Here is a 16,204-nt window from a genome sequence, read left to right on the forward strand (position 1 = left end):
CCGGTAGGTCGGGCGACCGTCGTGGGCAATAGTGCCGGCGGCGCCGGTAACGCCCAGAGGTGCTACTTCAAGGTGTGGACACGCCGATACCCCCACCCCGCCCAACAATCCCAAGAACCAGAGACCCCGGCCACCCGCCTCCAGCCACCTCCACCCCTGGAATCACTCATCTAGATGTGGCGGCGAACCCGTTCGGCGGCGGTGGTGTCACCGATCCGCTCGTAGAGTCGTTCCGCCTGCACGAGATGCCCGCGCCAGTCGTCCTCCCGGTTCAGCTGCCCCAGACCCGCCAGGAGCTCGCACACCCGAGCGAACGGCGATACCTGGTCGTACTTCTCGAAGTCCTCGCGCGCCTCGTACAACTCCTCACGGGCCTCGGCGAAACGGCGCGCGGCGATGAACGCCCGGCCACGTTCCGATCGGACCTTGGCCGCGTTCACCTCGTCCGCTACGGTGCCCTCACCCGTACCGTCGAAGACCGCCATGGCCACGTCCAAGCGCTCCATGGCGTGCTCGAACCTGCCCGAGTTGAGCAGTGAGCGACCGACCAACAGTTCGAGGACGGCGATCCCATGCGGCCACTCCAACGCCTCCTTGAGTGGCCGGACGCGTTCGAACAGGGCCAGCGCCTCATCGTCCCTGCGGTCCCGCTGGGCGACGATGCCCCGTCCCTCCAAGGCGAAGGCGCGTCCGCGGTCGTCCCCATCGGCCTCGGCCAGTGTCAGGGCGGCCTCGAACTCCCGCTCGGCGCCGGTGAGTTCCCCGGTTTCGAGCAGCGTCAGTCCGAGCAGGTAGCGCGTGCGGGCCTGCCAGACCGTGTCCTCCATGTCGCGAGCGGAGGCCAGCGCGGCGCGCAGCAGATCCACCAGTTCCGGTGCGCGTCCGGTTCCACGCAGGTGGGCCTCCAACGACTCCGTGATCCGGCAGACCGTCAGATGGTTTCGGCTCTCCTTCGCCCCACGGGCGCAGGAGATCAGGGCTTCGGTGTTGGCGGCCATCCAGTTCCCGGCGTCCTTCGCGTCCGTGAAGACGGGAAGGTCGAGGTGGGTGGATTCGTCGGGCAGGGCCAGGTTCCATCGGCCGTGGACGAGGGCGGCGGCACGGACCGCGGCCTCGGTGAGGTGGTCCGCGAACACGGATTCGAGTGCCTCCCGGTCCACGGTCGGCTCGGGGTCAAGGCTCATCGGGTCAGGTCTCACCACATCGTCCCCCTTCAATGGTGAGCGCAGAGCATGCGGGGTGCGTCGGACCACGGAAAACGCGGATCCGGTGAACTTCGGGGAGTGTTCATCGACAGTGGACAGGCGGGAACGCCGCGCTCGGCGTGGGTGTCCCCCGCCGCACGCTTCCCTCCCTCGGTCCGAGGTGGGCCGGCTCCCTCTTTCCGGCCTGCGCCTCGGCGCTCGGTCCCAGAGAATCCATGATGGTGGAGGAGAAGGGGTTCCACCAGGGGATTACGGAATCCGTACCGGGCACCGCGATGACCATTCGTCGACCAAAGCCCGAACGACCTGTGGATTCGTCGATGGCGGCATCGGGGACGGCGTCCGCATCCGGCCACGTCAGGTGCGGGTCGCACCCTCGCCGAGAAGCCCTTCGACGGCGTCGGCGGCGGTCCCGACGCCGCCCGCCTCGTCGATCCGATCACGCATCCACCGCAGGCGTTCTCGGACGTTCGGGTCGTGGGCGACCTCCTCCACCGCCTTCCACAGGGAGTCGCCGTCGACCGTGTCCGGGTTCAGGGCGCGGCCGAGCCCGAGCTGTCGGATCCGATCGGCGTTGGCGCGCTGCTCGGCCATCTGGGGCAGGGCGACCAGGGGCACCTCGTTGACCAGTCCCTCCATCGTGCCGCCCATGCCGGCATGGGTGACGAATACGGTGGCGTGCCGCAGGATGGAGAGTTGGGGCACCTGGGCGTGGACCTCGACGTTGGGCGGCAGGTCGCCGAGTGCGTCGGGGTCCGATGCCCCGATCGACATGACCACGTGCCAGGGACGCCCTTGCGCGGCACGGGCGATCTCCCGGTAGAGCTCGGGGCGCTCGTTGTAGGCGGTGCCCAACGAGACCAACAGGACCGGGTCTTCGGTGGGCGGGGTCCACTCCCGTTGGAAGGAGCGGTCGGTCAGGGTCGGGCCGACGAACAGGTGGGTGTCGGCGAAGGATTCGCCCTCGTACTGGAAGGCCTTGGGCAGGGTGACCAGGCGCAACGCCGCGTTGGTACCCGTCATGAAGGCGCCCCCGTCGGTGTACCCCTGGGAGCGCGCGTAGCGGATCATCCGGAACACGGTGAGCAGGAAGCGCGGGTTCAGCGGGTTGATCCTGGTGTGGTCGTGGTGCAGCGCCCAGTACTTGTTGCTCACCAGATTGGGCCAGTTCTCCACGGCCGGAACACCCCAGCGGTGGGCGAGCAGCCGCCCCCACCAGGCCAGCGTGGCGTCGTGCACGACCAGGTCGGGGGCCTGCCGGTCGATCTGGTCGGCGTGGACGACCTTGATCTCCGTCAGCAACGATCCCATGGCACGGATCAGCTCCGCGCCGTGCATCTGGGGTGACTCGCCCTGTCCCTTCCAGGTCGTGGGGGTGGGCACGTGCTCGGCGCCGGTCTCGGTGATCGGGTCGGCGAATGCCTCGGGGGCGGCGAAGGTGATCCTGTGTCCGCGCCGGACGAGCTCGGTGGCCAGACCGAGGAGGGGGTTGACGTGTCCGTGACCGTTGGGGGCGAAGAAGGCGATGTGGGCCATTCGGCCAATTTACCCCGCTCCTTGTCGGGAGCCACTTGTTGGCAACACCGTGATGCGCCAGGGTTCTCAGGGTGGATTCCTGAACTGGGAGGGACGCATGGGATTGCGATTCGGACTGCTGGGCACCGGTTACTGGGCCCGCGAGACACAGGGCGCGGCGTTGGCCGCGCACCCGGAGGCGGAGCTCGTCGGGGTGTGGGGGCGAGACCCCGCCAAAGCCGCCGACCTGGCCGAGCACCTGGGCGCCCGACCCTACGACGACGTGGACGCGCTCATCACCGATGTCGACGCCGTCGCCATCGCCCTGCCGCCGAACGTCCAGGGGGACCTCGCGCTGCGAGCGGCCAGGGCCGGCCGCCATCTGCTGCTGGACAAACCGGTGTCCCTACGACTGGACGTGGCCGACGCGCTGGTGAGCGAGGTCGAGTCACGCGGACTGGCCTCGGTCGTGTTCTTCACCAACCGCTTCTCCGACAACGTTAACGAGTTCCTGCGCACCGCGACCACCGAAGGTGGTTGGCACGGCGCCCGGGCCACCCTGTTCGCCTCGATCTTCCAGCCGGGCAACCCTTACGGTGCCTCGCCCTGGCGTCGGGAGAAGGGCGGCCTGTGGGACGTGGGACCGCACCTGCTCTCGGTGGTGCTGCCCGTGCTCGGGCCGGTCGTGGAGGTCACCGCGTTGAACGGCCCCCGGGACAGCGTGCACCTGCTGACCCACCACCGGGACGGGGCCGTCGGATCCTTCTCGGTCACCCTGGACGCGGCCCCTGAGGCCAAGGCGTTCGACATCGACCTCTATGGGGAACCCGGTTGGCGTCCGGTCCCCGGAGGTGACCGGAGTGCCGTTGAGGCCTTCGGATCCGCGATCGACCGACTACTGACCCAGGCGGCCGGGGATCGGGGCGACCCGTGCGACCTGCGGTTCGGCCGCGACGTCGTGGCGGTGCTGGCCGCCGCCGAGGAGTCCGCACGCTCCGGTCGGACCGCACACGTGACCGAGGCCACCGGATCGGATCCGGTGACCTCGGACTGAGAATCGCGGGTGAGCGCGGGTGAGCGCCACCGGTCAGGCGGTCTTGCCCGCGTTCTTCGTGTACATCCCGTCGGCGAGATAGACGATCCCCGCCGCCACCAGTACCTGAATGATCAGGACCAGGAGCCAGGCGGAGGTGAAGAAACTGGCGATCCACCCGCCCAGGAAGGCGGCCACGATGCCCAGGACCAAGGTCAGCCAGATGGGCAGGTGCTGTTTACCGGGAACGATGAGCCGCCCCAGGGCACCGATGATGATGCCGACGATGAGTGCGCTGATGATGCCGGTGATCTCCACAAGACCTCCCACAGTTGGACGCACCCCCGTCGTTCCCGAACACACCGGAAGAACACTGATTCTTCCTCCCTGATTCGAACCCTTTGCCGCTTTTTGGACACTCCTCTTCACTTTTCCTTCTCCCGGGGAGCACAGCCCGCACCCGCCCGATCCCCTCTCCCCCGTTACGTGCCGTCCGTTGACCTCCACCGTGGCCGTCAGCGTGTTCGCCGTGCGGCTCGATTCCACCCGGACCCGCCGTGCCGACGAGTGCCGTAGCACGTTGCCCAGGGCCTCCTGGAAGATCCGGTACACGTCCACTCCCACCCGCGCCCATGCGCCCATGCACACGACCACACGGCCCTCCGAATCCGCTCGCACACCGCTCCGGGAGGGGCTGCAAACCCTGTTCCTCGACGGCAGGTTCTTCGCGATGCTCACCCCGCTGTTCGGCGTGGGCCTGGCCATCCAGTACAGGGCCCCACGGAGCGCGGTCGCCCTTGGCCGGGTCGCCGGCGTCGTCGTGCCCTCCTTCTGCTGATCGAGATGGTGGCCGCCTGGGCGGTGATCGGTCTGATTCTGGTGGCGAGTTCTCGCTGGTGGCTGTCGCGATTCTCGCGAGGCCCCATGGAGACCTTGCAGGTCCGGATCCTCGTTCTGGGCACCGAGGGCAGACGCGCCTCCGGACCTTCCCCCGTCAAGGGGTGAGACCCGCTTCGACGGGGCCGCTCGCGACTTCTGCCGTCCGCATAAGGCCACGGACACCTCTCCCCTTGGAGCGTTCGGCGGCGTAGTGTCGAGAAATCGGAGATCTCGACGGGGGAGGCATCAGATGAGCGAGAGCGTCCTACGCTCCCTGGAACAGGCGCGCAGGGGCCCGTCCGCCGCCGAGTCGACGAGCGAGCCGCTCATGCGCGACCTCATCGGTGATCTACTGCGTCGCACCCGTGTCGAACAGGGCCGAACCCTGCGCGAGGTCGCCGAGGACGCCCAGGTGTCACTCCCCTACCTGTCCGAGATCGAACGCGGGCGCAAGGAGGCCTCCTCCGAGCTCCTCGCCGCCGTGTACCGGTCACTGGGCCTGAGCATCACCGAGGTGCTCGGCGAGCTGTACCAGCGCACCACGCTGTTCCGCATGGAGCGGGCCGGTTCTCACCAGCCCCGTCTGGCCACGGCCCCCACCGCCCCGACCCAGCAGGCCCGCGTGCTCTCCCTCGCGGCCTGACCTGCCGTATCCCCCCACACCAGACGGCACCGCGTTTCAGCTCATCCCAAGGCGCGCGGCGCCCGGCGGTGGTTCCGGGGCGCTCTACCCGGAACCACCGCACCCCCGCTTCACGTTCCGCTAAGACTGTGGTCGTCACGTGTTCCGGGTGTAAGGGGACGGGAGAGAAATGACGGGCGACCTCGAAACGCTCCACGCCGCGCTGGTGAAGCGTCTCGACACCGATGAGACGATCCGTGCGGCGTTCGCCGTTCATCCCCGGCATCGCTTCATCCCCGACATGGTCTGGACCGACGCTCTCGGGCTACCGCTCCATCGGGCCTCTGATCCCGGCAGATGGGCGCGGCCGGTCTACGACTCCGACGCCGTCACCACCCAGGCCAACGACGGTGGTTCCGGTCCTCGCAACGAGCCCAGTTCATCGTCGTCCGCGCCCCAGGTCATGGCGGACATGATCGCGACCGCCAAGATCGACGAGGGCACGCGGGTGCTGGAAATCGGCACCGGAACCGGGTGGAACGCCGCGATCCTCTCGTCATTGGTAGGTGAGAAGGGGGCCGTCACCAGTGTGGAGATCGATCCGGGCGTGGCGGCCCTGGCCCGGGAACGTCTCAGCGGAACCGGTGTCACCGTCCGCACCGCCGACGTTCCTCCCACCCGGGAGGTATTCGACGCCGTCATCGCGACCTGCGCGACGACACGGATCCGGGAATCGTGGTCGGGTGCTCTGGCCGAAGGCGGCTCACTCGTGCTTCCGTGGAGCCCGAACCCCGCCGCGCACAGCACACCGATCGTCGCCCTGACCAAGGCCGATGGGCGATCGGCCGGTCCCTTCGTACGCGAAGCGGCCTTCATCCGCGACCGTGGTCAGCGCGCCGGTGATCTGCCGTTTCCCGGACCCGGTCGGCCGCCGACTCCGGCGGGCACCCTCCCGGTCGGCTCGGTCGACCTGATCGGCTCGGGGATGATGACCCCGCTCCTGCTGATGATGCCCGGGGTGCGCCTGGGCACGGGGGTGCGTCCTTTCCAAGGTGGACATGGGCGAATCGTGTGGATGGGGGCCGGGGAGTCGTGGGCGTACGTGTGGCCGGATGGTTCGGTCACCGGTGAGGGTGATCGTGCTCTGGGTTCGGAACTGGCCGACGCATACCGATGCCTGTCAGACGCGGGCCTGCCAGGACTGAGCGCCTTCTCGTTGGAGGTCGGCCCGGATCAAGGTTCGTACAAGGTCGAGTGCGCCCTGTCGGGTCGGCACTGGAACCACCCCATCGACTGATCGTCGCTTGCCACCCGGAGTTGTCCACAGGCTGTGGAAACCAGAGGTGACAAGCCCTACTCCGGTGACGCATCGTTGCTGTATCGGGGGAGCTCGATCTTCGCCGGCATCGTGCTGCCCACCTTTCGGTCAGCACGCGGTCACTACGGAAAAGCTTGCTGAACTTCGCCGCTTGGCGTGTACGGAGTAAACTCGTCAGTGGATGAGTACTCAGGTACTACAGATGAGGCCCCGGGGAGGGATACCCGGGGCCTCATCTGGTTCTTTCTCAGCGCTGATGCTGAACCGTCGCAAGGAACGCTCCCCATTCGGAGCCGGGAAGAAGGAAGTGGCCCTGCTCAGGGTTCTGGGAGTCACGCACTGCGGCGGAGCCTCCCCCTGCATCGGCGTACTCGACGCAGTTGTTCGGGTTGCTGTAGCTCGACTTGCGGAAGCGAAGCTCGTCGGTGGATGGGTACATCGGGTGTTCCTAGCTGATCAGGGACCGCAAGTAGGCGGAGACGCCATCCGGGTCCACCGACACCGCACGTAGGACACCCACGACCCCCGCGCGCCCGGGCCCTCCACCGACCCGCCCCGAGCACGCGGGACCCACCGACCTCGAATCAAACCGCGAGAGGTGCGAGCTCCCTCGTCGTGATCACGTTGTCCACCAGCCCGTACTCCTTCGCCTGCTCGGCGGTGAAGATCTTGTCCCGGTCGGTGTCGGCCCGGAGCCGCTCCTGGGTCTGGCCGGTGTGCCGGGACAGGATGTCCTCCACCTGCGCCCGAACACGCAGGATCTCCGTCGCCTGGATCTCCAGGTCGGCCGCCTGCCCCTGCCCCTCCGTGGAGGGCTGGTGCAGCAGTACCCGAGAGTGTTCCAGCGCGGAGCGCTTACCGGCCGTCCCCGCCGCCAGGAGCACCGCCGCGGCGGAGGCCGCCTGGCCCATGCACACGGTCGCCACGTCCGCCTTGACGAACCGCATCGTGTCGTAGATGGCGGTCAGCGCGGTGTTCGAGCCCCCGGGCGAGTTGATGTACAGCTGGATGTCGGTCTCGTGGCTCTCGTAGTCCAGGTGCAACATCTGAGCCATGATCACGTTGGCGACGTCGTCGTCGATGGGCGTGCCCAGGAAGATGATCCGTTCGGACAGCAACCTGCTGAACACGTCGAACGAGCGTTCCCCGTTCGGGGTGCGTTCGACCACCATCGGCACCGTGTAGCGCCCGCTCATCGCTTTCCTCCCCTCGGGCCGGCGAACCCGGGCGTGGCACCGCCCAGACGCATGCCGCCCTCCATCTGGTCCACGGTCTCCACGACGTGGTCGACGAACCCGTACTCCCGTGCCTCCTCGGCGGTGAACCAGGCGTCCCGGTGCTGGTCCTTGGCGATGGTCTCCTCGCTCTTTCCCGTGTGTTGGGCGATGAGCCGCACCATGGTGCTCTTGGTGTGCGCGAGGTTCTCGGCCTGGATGGCGATGTCCGCGGCGGTCCCGCCCAGCCCACCGGAGGGCTGGTGCATCATGATCCGCGCGTGCGGCATGCTGTACCGCTTGCCCGGAGCCCCGGTGCAGGCCAGGAACTGCCCCATGCTGGCGGCGAACCCCATGACCAGTGTGGACACGTCGTTGGGCACGAAGTTCATGGTGTCGTAGATGGCCAGACCGGCACTGATCACTCCGCCGGGGCTGTTGATCGCCAGGGTGATGTCCCTGTGCGGGTCCTCGTCGGCCAGCAACAGGATCTGCGCGCACACACGGTTGGCGCTCTCCTCGTCGACCTGGGTCCCCAACAGCACGATCCGGCTGCGCAGCAGGCGCGCGGCCAACTGGTCGTCGAACCCACCACCGGGCGCGTACTCGGTGGCGAGTGTGGGTTGTGGTGTCCGCATCGGTCCTCCTCATCACCGGTGTTCGTACCGGTGACCCCAGCCTGCGCCGGGCGGGACCTCGACCGCCACGATTTCGCCCGGGGGCAGATCTGCCAACGGCAGAGCCACCCCCGACCAACCTCCGAACATGACGAAAGGCCCCGGGCGGGGCCTTGGAGATGCGCGGACTCGGGGTCTTGGAGCCCTTGACGGCGGGGGGTGGGGAGGAGAGGGAAGGGGGATGAGGCTGGTCGATCAGGTGTCGTCTATGGCGGCGCGCAGGTCACGGAGCACGTCGAGCACCAACGGCCGAAGGGAGGGCCTTATGGCGTCGAAGACCTGCTTCTGTTTTCGCTCCAGGTGCTTGCGGCGCTCGGCGAGGACTCGTTCGCCCTCCGCCGTGACGGTGACCACGGTGCTGCGTTCGTCGCGTTCGGACCGGCGCCGGGCCACCATGCCCTTGCGTTCCAACTGTTGGATCATCCGAGTGGCGGACGGCGAGGAAACACCCACGATGTGAGCGACCGCACCGACACTCGGGTTGTCCATCCCACGTACCGCCTCCATCAGGAGCGACTGTGTCAGTGTGATCTCCTCTGCACCACGATGCCCATGCCCACCCCGAGAGCGGGCGTGTAGCGCCGCGTTGATGAGTTCGGTCCAGACGCGCTGGAACTCCTCGAGTTCAGCCGCGTTCGGATGAGCGCATTCCTGCTGCTCAGAGCAGGAATCGGGGGTCTCTTCGAGCAAGAAACGGTCCTCGCTGGATGGGCTCTGCGCACGGGTCCCCGACCCGCGCGGTGGTTTGACGTATGTGTAGTCTAGCTATTAAATAGCTTGCGCACGCAAGTTCAAGTAGATCCATGCCCCACCAAAACGGAAACGACACTCCCGTCCTCTGATCTGTTCCTGGACGGTCTCGTTCTCCACCGGGGTGGTGGACGTCCGCCCGGGCACGTCGGGCGGGCCCGGACCGGTCCGGGAGGGGCGCATTGACGACAGTGCTGGTCGCGCATTTCATAACAGCTGCGGTCGCGCCCTTAGTGATACGCCAGTGGGGCCGTAACGGTTTCTACGCGCTGGCGATCGTCCCCGGCCTGGCGACCGTGTGGACCCTGTTCCAGCTCCCGACCATCCTCAACGGCGGCACGCTGTCGGAGTCGGTGAACTGGGCCCCGGAGTTCTCCCTCCGGCTCGGCATGCACATGGACGCCCTCGGTCTGGTCATGACGCTCATCGCCGCGGGCGTGGGCACCCTGATCCTGGCCTACTGTGCGCGCTACTTCAGTGACTCCGACGAAGGTCTACCGCGCTTCGCGGGCGTGTTCGTCGCGTTCGCCGGCGCGATGCTGGGGCTCGTCCTCGCCGACGACCTCATCCAGCTCTTCATCTACTGGGAGCTGACCACCGTCTTCTCCTACCTCCTCGTCGGTCACAAGGCCGAGTCGAAGGACAGTAGACGGGCGGCGATGACGGCCTTGGTCGTCACCACGTTCGGCGGCCTGGCGATGCTGGTCGGCATGATCATGCTCGGCGAGACCGCCGGGACCTACGTGATCTCCGAGATCGTCGCGGACCCGCCCACGGGCGGAGCGGTGGTCAACTCGGCGCTCGCACTGATCATGGTCGGCGCGATGTCCAAGTCGGCGTTGTTCCCCTTCAGCCTGTGGCTGCCCGCGGCCATGCAGGCGCCCACCCCGGTCTCCGGTTACCTCCACGCCGCGGCGATGGTCAAGGCCGGTGTCTACCTGGTCGCCCGCCTCACCCCCGCCTTCGGCGACGTGACCGTGTGGACGACGATGGCGCTGTTCTTCGGTGTCATCACCATGGTCTTCGGCGGGTGGAAGGCGCTGCGCCAGTTCGACCTCAAGCTCGTCCTGGCCTACGGCACCATCAGCCAGCTCGGTTTCCTCATCGCCCTGCTCGGCACCGGAACCCGCGCCGGGGCCCTCGCCGGCATCGCGATGCTGGTGGCGCACTCCCTCTTCAAAGCTCCCCTGTTCCTCGTCGTCGGCATCATCGACCACAGCACGGGAACCCGGGACCTGCGCGAACTCTCCGGCCTGCGCAAGTCCATGCCTGGCACCTTCTGGATCACGATCGTGGCGCTGGCCTCGATGTCCGGTCTGCCGCCCACCGCCGGGTTCGTCGCCAAGGAACTCGCCTTCGGGGCCTACGAGGGCGGCGGCGTCGACACCCTGGTCCTGGCGGGCCTGGTCCTCGGTTCCGTCTTCACCGTGGCCTACAGCCTCCGTTTCCTCTGGGGCGCCTTCCTCGACAAGGAAGGCGTGCAGCCCAACGAGGTCCACTCCCCCGGCCCGCTCTTCCTCGCGCCCGCGGTGGTCCTCGCCGCGCTGAGCCTGGTCGGCGGATTCTTCTCCGGAGGGGTCGACCGACTCTTCGCCACCTACGCGGACACCGTCCCCATGGGGCCCGGCGAGGAGTACCCCACCTACCTGGCCCTGTGGCACGGCTGGGAGCCACCACTGCTGCTGTCCGCGATCTGCGTGGTCGGCGGTCTGGTGCTGTTCTACTTCCGGCACCGGGTCGCCTGGCTCGGCAACCGGCTGGCCTACGTCAACCCCGAGCGCAACTACCGGCGGCTGATGGCGGGCCTGGAGACCCTGGCCCTTCAGGTCACCGGTAGCACCCAGCGCGGTTCGCTCCCGGTCTACCTCGGCACCATCCTGGTGTTCCTGGTGGTCGCCGCCGGAATCCCGATGATCACGGGGCGCCTGTGGGAGGGCGACTACCCGACGCTGCGCCTGTGGGACACCCCGGTGCAGCTCATCCCCGCCCTGATCATCGTGATCACCTGCCTGATGATCCTGTTCGTGCGACGCCGCCTCTTCGCGGTGATCCTCGTCGGCATCGGCGGTTATGGCGTGGGCGCCCTGTTCTACCTGCAGGGCGCGCCCGACATCGCGCTCACCCAGTTCCTCATCGAGACCGTCAGCCTGGTGGTCTTCGTCCTTGTGCTGCGCCGCTTCCCGTCCCACTTCTCGGCGCCCGCGCTCAAGGGCCGCCGGATCTGGAACATGGTGATCGGCGTCGCCACCGGCCTGCTCGTGTCGGCCATGACGTGGTTCGCCCTGGCCGGTCGACAGGAACCCTCCATCGCGGTGGGCGGACCCGAGGGACCCTCCTACGTGGAGGCGGCGGAGGAGGCCGGCGGGGACAACCTCATCTCCGTACTGCTGGTCGACGTCCGCGCCTGGGACACCATGGGTGAGATCTCGGTGCTGGCCGCCGCCGCGGCGGGTGTGGCCAGCCTGATGTTCGTGCGACGCCGGGCCCAGCCCCGCAAGGCCCCCGGTGGTGTGATGGCCCTGTCCGTCACCCGGACACCACCCGAGCCCTCCGACGGGCATGACCGGCTGGACCTGGGCGACCTGAAGGTCGCTCCCCAGAACATGCACGTCAAGCCCAAGTGGAACCGTTCCTGGTTGCCCGCCGCCGAGGCGATGCCCACCGAACGCAGGTCGATCATCTTCGAGGTGGTCTCCCGCTTCCTCTTCCCGGTGATCATGGTGATCTCGGTGTACCTGCTGCTGACCGGCCACACCGACCTCGGTGGTGGTTTCGCCGGCGGCATCGTGGCGGGCCTGGCGTTCATCGTCCGCTACCTCGCTGGTGGTCGCTTCGAGCTCTACGCCACCGCGTGGGTGCAGCCGGGCGCTCTGATCGGTGCCGGCCTGGCGCTGGCGACGGGCACGGCGATCGGCGGGGCGATCTTCCTCGACGACGTGCTCGCCGGGGCCGACTACTACCTGAACTTCGGGATTCTCGGCGAAGCGCACGTCACGGTCTCGATGCTGTTCGACATCGGCGTGTACCTGCTGGTCATCGGACTGATCCTGGACATCCTGCGCAGTCTCGGCGCCCGCATCGACGAACAGATCGAACGAGACACCGCGCACTCGGAGGCCGTCGATCCGGGTACCTCCGCACGAACCGAGGAGGCCACCTCGTGAACGAGTCGCCAAGTCTGACACTCGTCATCGTCGTGGGTATCCTCGTCGCGGTCGGCGTCGTGCTGATGTTGGAGCGCAGCCTCACCCGTGTGCTGCTGGGCTTCATCGTGTTCAGCAACGGCGTGAACCTGATGATCCTGGCGATGGCCGGAGAACCGGGCGGTCCTCCGATCCGGTGGTTCACCGAAGACGTCAACGAGATGACCGACCCGTTGCCACAGGCGATGATCCTGACGGCCATCGTCATCACCCTCGGCATCACCGCGTTCCTGTTGGCGTTGGCCTACCGGAGCTGGCAGCTGGAGGGCAACGACGAGGTCCAGGACGACGCCGAGGACCTCCGTATCGTGCAGGGCGAGGGCCGTCGCGCCGTGCGCCAACGCTTCCTGCAGGAACGTCGCCGGCTGCGCGCGGACATCCGTAGGCAACGGGCCGAACTCCAGGCCACCATCGCCGCGGCCGACGCCCAGGAGCTGGCCGAACAGGCCCGCATCAAGGCGGAGATCGCGGCCGCCCAGGCCGAGCTCGCCAGGTTCGAGGTCGAGGCCGAGGACGGCGACATCGACGAGCAGTCCCAGGAGACCATGCGTCGTCTGACCCACCGTCGGCAGAGCATGGTCAACCAGGTGACGGAACTGCGCGGCCGGATCCGCATGGGGCGCAAGCGACTGCGGGAGCACAGGCGCGCCGACCGCGCCGCCGAACGCGAACTCTGGCGCGAGCTGCGCCGCCGCATCCGTTCGCAGCGGCGTCAGGCACGTCAGACCATGCGGGCCGAGCGTGAACGCTTGGCCCGCGCGGAAGACAGCGACCTGCAAGGGAACGACTGACCATGGAATGGGACTACCTCGCCGGAATCCTGCACTACCTCGTTCCCCTGCCGGTGGTGTTGCCGCTCTTCGCGGCCGGTGTCAAGCTCGCGATGGGTATTCGTTGGCCCCGTTTCCAGCAGTGGCTGAGCGTCATCGCGTTGACGCTGGTCCTGCTGATCGGTGCCGCGCTGATGGTGGGCGCCGACATGTTCGGACCCCAGGCCGTCCAAGTGGGCGGTTGGGAGACCCCGGTCGGCATCACGCTCGTGGCCGACCGGCTGTCCGCGCTGTTGGTGACGGTCTCCTCGGCCATCACCCTCGCCGTGCTGGTCTACTCGATCGGTCAGGGCATGGCGGGCAAGGGTGAGGTCGCGCCGCTCTCGGTGTACCAGCCGACCTACCTGATCCTGGTGGCCGGTGTCTCCAACGCCTTCCTCGCCGGTGACCTGTTCAACCTGTACGTCGGCTTCGAGATCCTACTGACCGCCAGCTACGTGCTGCTGACGCTCGGCGGTACGCAGTCACGGATGCGGGCGGGCGCCATCTACGTGGTGGTGTCGCTGGTCTCGTCGGTGCTGTTCCTGATCGGTATCGCGCTGGTCTTCGGCGCGACCGGTACCGTGAACATGGCGCAGCTGGGCGAGCGACTGCCCGAGATCTCCTCGGAGTTGGCGCTGGTCCTACAGGTCATCCTGTTGGTCGCCTTCGGCATCAAGGCCGCTGTCTTCCCGTTGGCCGCGTGGCTGCCGGACTCCTACCCCACCGCTCCGGCCCCGGTCACCGCGGTGTTCGCGGGTCTGCTCACCAAGGTGGGTGTGTACGCGATCATCCGGACGCAGACCCTGTTCTTTCCCGGCGAGCAACTCAACGACGCCCTGATGTGGGTGGCCCTGGCGACGATGATCCTGGGCATCCTGGGCGCGGTGGCACAGACCGACATCAAACGTCTGTTGTCGTTCACCCTGATCAGCCACATCGGCTACATGGTGTTCGGTGTGGCGCTCGGTAGTCAGTTGGGGATGACGGGCGCCGTTTACTACATCGCCCACCACATCACCGTGCAGACCACGTTGTTCCTGGTGACGGGGCTGATCGAACGAAGGGGTGGGTCGACGGCGCTGGACCACCTGGGTGGTCTGGCGAAGATGGCGCCGCTCCTGGCCATCCTGTTCTTCATCCCGGCGATGAACCTGGGCGGCATCCCACCGTTGTCGGGCTTCCTCGGCAAGGTCGGGCTGATGCAGGCCGGTGTGGACGCGGGCACCCCGTTGGCGTACGTGCTGGTCGGCGCCTCGGTGCTCACCAGTCTGCTGACGCTGTACGTCATCGCACGGGTGTGGAACTACGCGTTCTGGCGCACCCCGTCCGAGGGCATGGTCGCCGAGCCCGGCACGATCCTGGAGGACACCGAGGAGGAGGACGACTCCACCGCGGCCCTGGGCCCGGGTGAGGCCGTCGGTCCGAGCTCCCGGCTGAGCGACACCTCGACCGCGGCCACCCCGGTGGTGACCTCGGTGGTCCTGCCCAAGAGCATGGTGGGCGCCACGATCGGCCTGGTCGCCTTCGGTCTGGCCATGACCGTGTTCGCAGGACCGCTCATCGGCTACTCGTCGGACGCCGCGACCGACCTGCAGGAACGTACGCCCTACATCGAGGCGGTCCTCGGAGGGTCCCGATGAACGCTCTACAGATCAAGAAGAAGATCGGTGCGCGCGCCCTGCGCAGTCGCATCGGCAAGGTGCAGATCCCCGTCGCCCTCGGGATGACCGTGGTCTGGATGCTGCTGTTCGACGCCTTCCGGCTGCGCCCGGAGACGTTGGGCATCGCCGTCCTGGGCTTCGGGGTGTCGGTGCTCATCATGATGGTCTTCCCACTACCGCCGATCGTTCCGGGTTTCCGGTTCTGGCCGTTGCGGGGGCCCTACATGGTCCTGTACATCCTGGGCCAGATGTTCGTCGCGAGCCTCCAGGTGAGCTCCTGGGTGCTGCGTCCCGGGCCGCCGAAGAGCTCGGTGGTGGCGGTGCGCATGCGCACCGAATCCGACTTGATCATGGTGTGCGTGGCCATCGCCACCTCGATCATCCCGGGCAGTGTGATCGTGGAGGCCTCCCAACCCGAACGCATCCTGTACGTGCACGTGCTGGGCGCGCAGAACGAAGAGGAAGCGGTCGAGGCGAAGAAGGGCATCTACGTACTCGAGGAACGCATCGCCCGCGGAATCGGCACCCGGGAGAACATCGCCGAGTTGGAGGCCGCCTTGGCCACCGAGCGGAGGAACACGTGAACACTCTGTGGACCGTCATCGCCGTCCTACTCGGTGTGGCCGCGCTGCTCGGCACCATCCGGCTCCTGCTGGGACCGAGCATCCTCGACCGGGCACTGTCCGTCGACGCCCTGTTGGCCTTCGCGGTGACCGGCCTGGGCGCCTACGCGGCGTTCAACCGGGACCCCACGGTACTGCCCACCCTGTTGGTGCTGTCCCTACTGGGTTTCGTGGGTTCGGTCAGCGTCGCCAAGTTCGTCGCCCGCCGCACCCAGGAGGACGACGACGATGAGCAGATCGTGCTCCCCGTCGTCGAGAACACGGTCGAAGGGGAGGGGAAGAAGTCATGAGCGATCAGATCGTCCAGATCATGGACTGGGCCGGAATCCTGTGCATCCTGGCCGGGGCGCTGTTGTCCTTCATCGCCGGCATCGGTCTGGTCCGTTTCCCCGACCTGCTGTCCCGCATGCACGCGGCTTCCAAGCCCCAGGTGTTGGGTTTGCTGCTGGTGTTGGTGGGGATCGGGTTCCGGCTCCTTCCGGCGGAGGCGACCGGCATCTTCAGTCTCGGCACGCTGCTCCTGGTGGGACTGTTCCAGGTGGTGACGGTACCGGTGGCCGGGCACATCGTGGCCCGGGTGGGCTACCGGACCGGTCGGATCCGCCACGACCTGGTGAGCACCGACGAGCTGGCCGAGCGGCTGGCCACCCGACGCTCCGCCCCCGACACCTCCGAGGACACGGTTTCCTAGG

18 protein-coding genes are annotated in these 16,204 nt (G+C 67.6%); 11 read left to right on the forward strand and 7 right to left on the reverse strand.

Translation table 11 applies throughout. The features are described 5' to 3' along the window. Positions 1 to 170: 170 nt before the first annotated feature. Together NLI01S_RS14130 and NLI01S_RS14135 are read right to left on the reverse strand one after the other, a co-directional pair. Entirely contained in the window at positions 171 to 1,184 is a 1,014-nt protein-coding gene (locus tag NLI01S_RS14130) for a tetratricopeptide repeat protein (protein ID WP_067604528.1), read from the reverse strand. 378 nt (positions 1,185 to 1,562) lie between these two features. Then, positions 1,563 to 2,741 (reverse strand): macrolide family glycosyltransferase, encoded by a 1,179-nt coding sequence (locus tag NLI01S_RS14135; protein WP_067604530.1) that lies wholly within the window; start codon positions 2,739 to 2,741, stop codon positions 1,563 to 1,565. A gap of 97 nt (positions 2,742 to 2,838) precedes the next feature. Here NLI01S_RS14135 and NLI01S_RS14140 point away from each other — a divergent pair, with 97 nt between their 5' ends. Then, positions 2,839 to 3,774, forward strand: a complete 936-nt coding sequence (locus tag NLI01S_RS14140; protein ID WP_067604629.1) for a Gfo/Idh/MocA family protein — start codon at positions 2,839 to 2,841, stop codon at positions 3,772 to 3,774. A gap of 33 nt (positions 3,775 to 3,807) precedes the next feature. On the opposite strand, the gene NLI01S_RS14145 is transcribed toward NLI01S_RS14140, so the two are convergent. Then, positions 3,808 to 4,071 carry a GlsB/YeaQ/YmgE family stress response membrane protein gene (locus tag NLI01S_RS14145; RefSeq protein ID WP_067604532.1) on the reverse strand — a complete coding sequence of 88 codons (264 nt, stop codon included), beginning with the start codon at positions 4,069 to 4,071 and terminating at the stop codon, positions 3,808 to 3,810. A 178-nt stretch (positions 4,072 to 4,249) separates the two neighbouring features. On the opposite strand from NLI01S_RS14145, the gene NLI01S_RS26405 reads away from it, so the two are divergent. From NLI01S_RS26405 to NLI01S_RS14160, 4 genes are all read left to right on the forward strand, one after another. Continuing rightward, positions 4,250 to 4,591 carry a hypothetical protein gene (locus tag NLI01S_RS26405; protein ID WP_067604534.1) on the forward strand — a complete coding sequence of 114 codons (342 nt, stop codon included), beginning with the start codon at positions 4,250 to 4,252 and terminating at the stop codon, positions 4,589 to 4,591. Between the two features lie 5 nt (positions 4,592 to 4,596). Then, entirely contained in the window at positions 4,597 to 4,758 is a 162-nt protein-coding gene (locus tag NLI01S_RS26750; RefSeq protein ID WP_084392594.1) for a DUF418 domain-containing protein, read from the forward strand. Positions 4,759 to 4,882: 124 nt separating this feature from the next. Beyond that, the gene (locus NLI01S_RS14155) at positions 4,883 to 5,275 is read left to right on the forward strand and encodes a helix-turn-helix domain-containing protein (protein WP_067604536.1); all 393 of its coding nucleotides are present in this window, start codon (positions 4,883 to 4,885) and stop codon (positions 5,273 to 5,275) included. Between the two features lie 169 nt (positions 5,276 to 5,444). Beyond that, positions 5,445 to 6,551, forward strand: coding sequence for a methyltransferase domain-containing protein (locus NLI01S_RS14160; RefSeq protein WP_067604538.1), 1,107 nt, complete (start codon positions 5,445 to 5,447; stop codon positions 6,549 to 6,551). Positions 6,552 to 6,819: 268 nt separating this feature from the next. Here the strand turns inward: NLI01S_RS14160 and NLI01S_RS25280 are convergent, their stop codons facing one another. The 4 genes from NLI01S_RS25280 to NLI01S_RS14175 all read right to left on the reverse strand — a co-directional run bounded on the left by NLI01S_RS25280 (position 6,820) and on the right by NLI01S_RS14175 (position 9,153). Beyond that, positions 6,820 to 7,011, reverse strand: a complete 192-nt coding sequence (locus tag NLI01S_RS25280; protein WP_084392596.1) for a DUF397 domain-containing protein — start codon at positions 7,009 to 7,011, stop codon at positions 6,820 to 6,822. A 145-nt stretch (positions 7,012 to 7,156) separates the two neighbouring features. Further along, complete coding sequence (locus tag NLI01S_RS14165; protein ID WP_067604540.1) at positions 7,157 to 7,768, reverse strand: ATP-dependent Clp protease proteolytic subunit; 612 nt, start codon at positions 7,766 to 7,768, stop codon at positions 7,157 to 7,159. Next, the gene (locus NLI01S_RS14170; RefSeq protein ID WP_067604542.1) at positions 7,765 to 8,424 is read right to left on the reverse strand and encodes a ClpP family protease; all 660 of its coding nucleotides are present in this window, start codon (positions 8,422 to 8,424) and stop codon (positions 7,765 to 7,767) included. The genes NLI01S_RS14165 and NLI01S_RS14170 overlap by 4 nt, the downstream gene beginning before the upstream one ends. Positions 8,425 to 8,658: 234 nt before the next feature. Next, positions 8,659 to 9,153: a MarR family winged helix-turn-helix transcriptional regulator gene (locus NLI01S_RS14175; RefSeq protein WP_067604545.1), complete on the reverse strand. Its 495-nt coding sequence runs from the start codon at positions 9,151 to 9,153 to the stop codon at positions 8,659 to 8,661. A 251-nt stretch (positions 9,154 to 9,404) separates the two neighbouring features. On the opposite strand from NLI01S_RS14175, the gene NLI01S_RS14180 reads away from it, so the two are divergent. From NLI01S_RS14180 to mnhG, 6 genes are read left to right on the forward strand one after another with little or no spacing between them, the layout of a single operon-like run. Beyond that, on the forward strand, positions 9,405 to 12,377 hold the full coding sequence (locus tag NLI01S_RS14180; RefSeq protein WP_067604547.1) for a Na+/H+ antiporter subunit A: 2,973 nt from the start codon (positions 9,405 to 9,407) through the stop codon (positions 12,375 to 12,377). Further along, a complete protein-coding gene (locus tag NLI01S_RS14185) occupies positions 12,374 to 13,207 on the forward strand; it encodes a Na(+)/H(+) antiporter subunit C (protein ID WP_067604550.1) in 834 nt (277 codons plus the stop codon). The genes NLI01S_RS14180 and NLI01S_RS14185 overlap by 4 nt, the downstream gene beginning before the upstream one ends. Before the next feature lie 2 nt (positions 13,208 to 13,209). After that, a complete protein-coding gene (locus tag NLI01S_RS14190) occupies positions 13,210 to 14,868 on the forward strand; it encodes a Na+/H+ antiporter subunit D (RefSeq protein ID WP_190318471.1) in 1,659 nt (552 codons plus the stop codon). Next, positions 14,865 to 15,473 carry a Na+/H+ antiporter subunit E gene (locus tag NLI01S_RS14195; RefSeq protein WP_067604554.1) on the forward strand — a complete coding sequence of 203 codons (609 nt, stop codon included), beginning with the start codon at positions 14,865 to 14,867 and terminating at the stop codon, positions 15,471 to 15,473. Before NLI01S_RS14190 ends, NLI01S_RS14195 begins: the two co-directional genes overlap by 4 nt. Continuing rightward, complete coding sequence (locus tag NLI01S_RS14200) at positions 15,470 to 15,802, forward strand: monovalent cation/H+ antiporter complex subunit F (protein ID WP_067604555.1); 333 nt, start codon at positions 15,470 to 15,472, stop codon at positions 15,800 to 15,802. Before NLI01S_RS14195 ends, NLI01S_RS14200 begins: the two co-directional genes overlap by 4 nt. Beyond that, positions 15,799 to 16,203 (forward strand): monovalent cation/H(+) antiporter subunit G, encoded by a 405-nt coding sequence (gene mnhG / locus NLI01S_RS14205; protein ID WP_067604557.1) that lies wholly within the window; start codon positions 15,799 to 15,801, stop codon positions 16,201 to 16,203. The genes NLI01S_RS14200 and mnhG overlap by 4 nt, the downstream gene beginning before the upstream one ends. Position 16,204 lies beyond the last annotated feature (1 nt).

The sequence above is a fragment of the Nocardiopsis listeri NBRC 13360 genome (assembly GCF_001570765.1).
In the GTDB taxonomy this organism is placed as follows: Bacteria; Actinomycetota; Actinomycetes; order Streptosporangiales; family Streptosporangiaceae; genus Nocardiopsis; species Nocardiopsis listeri.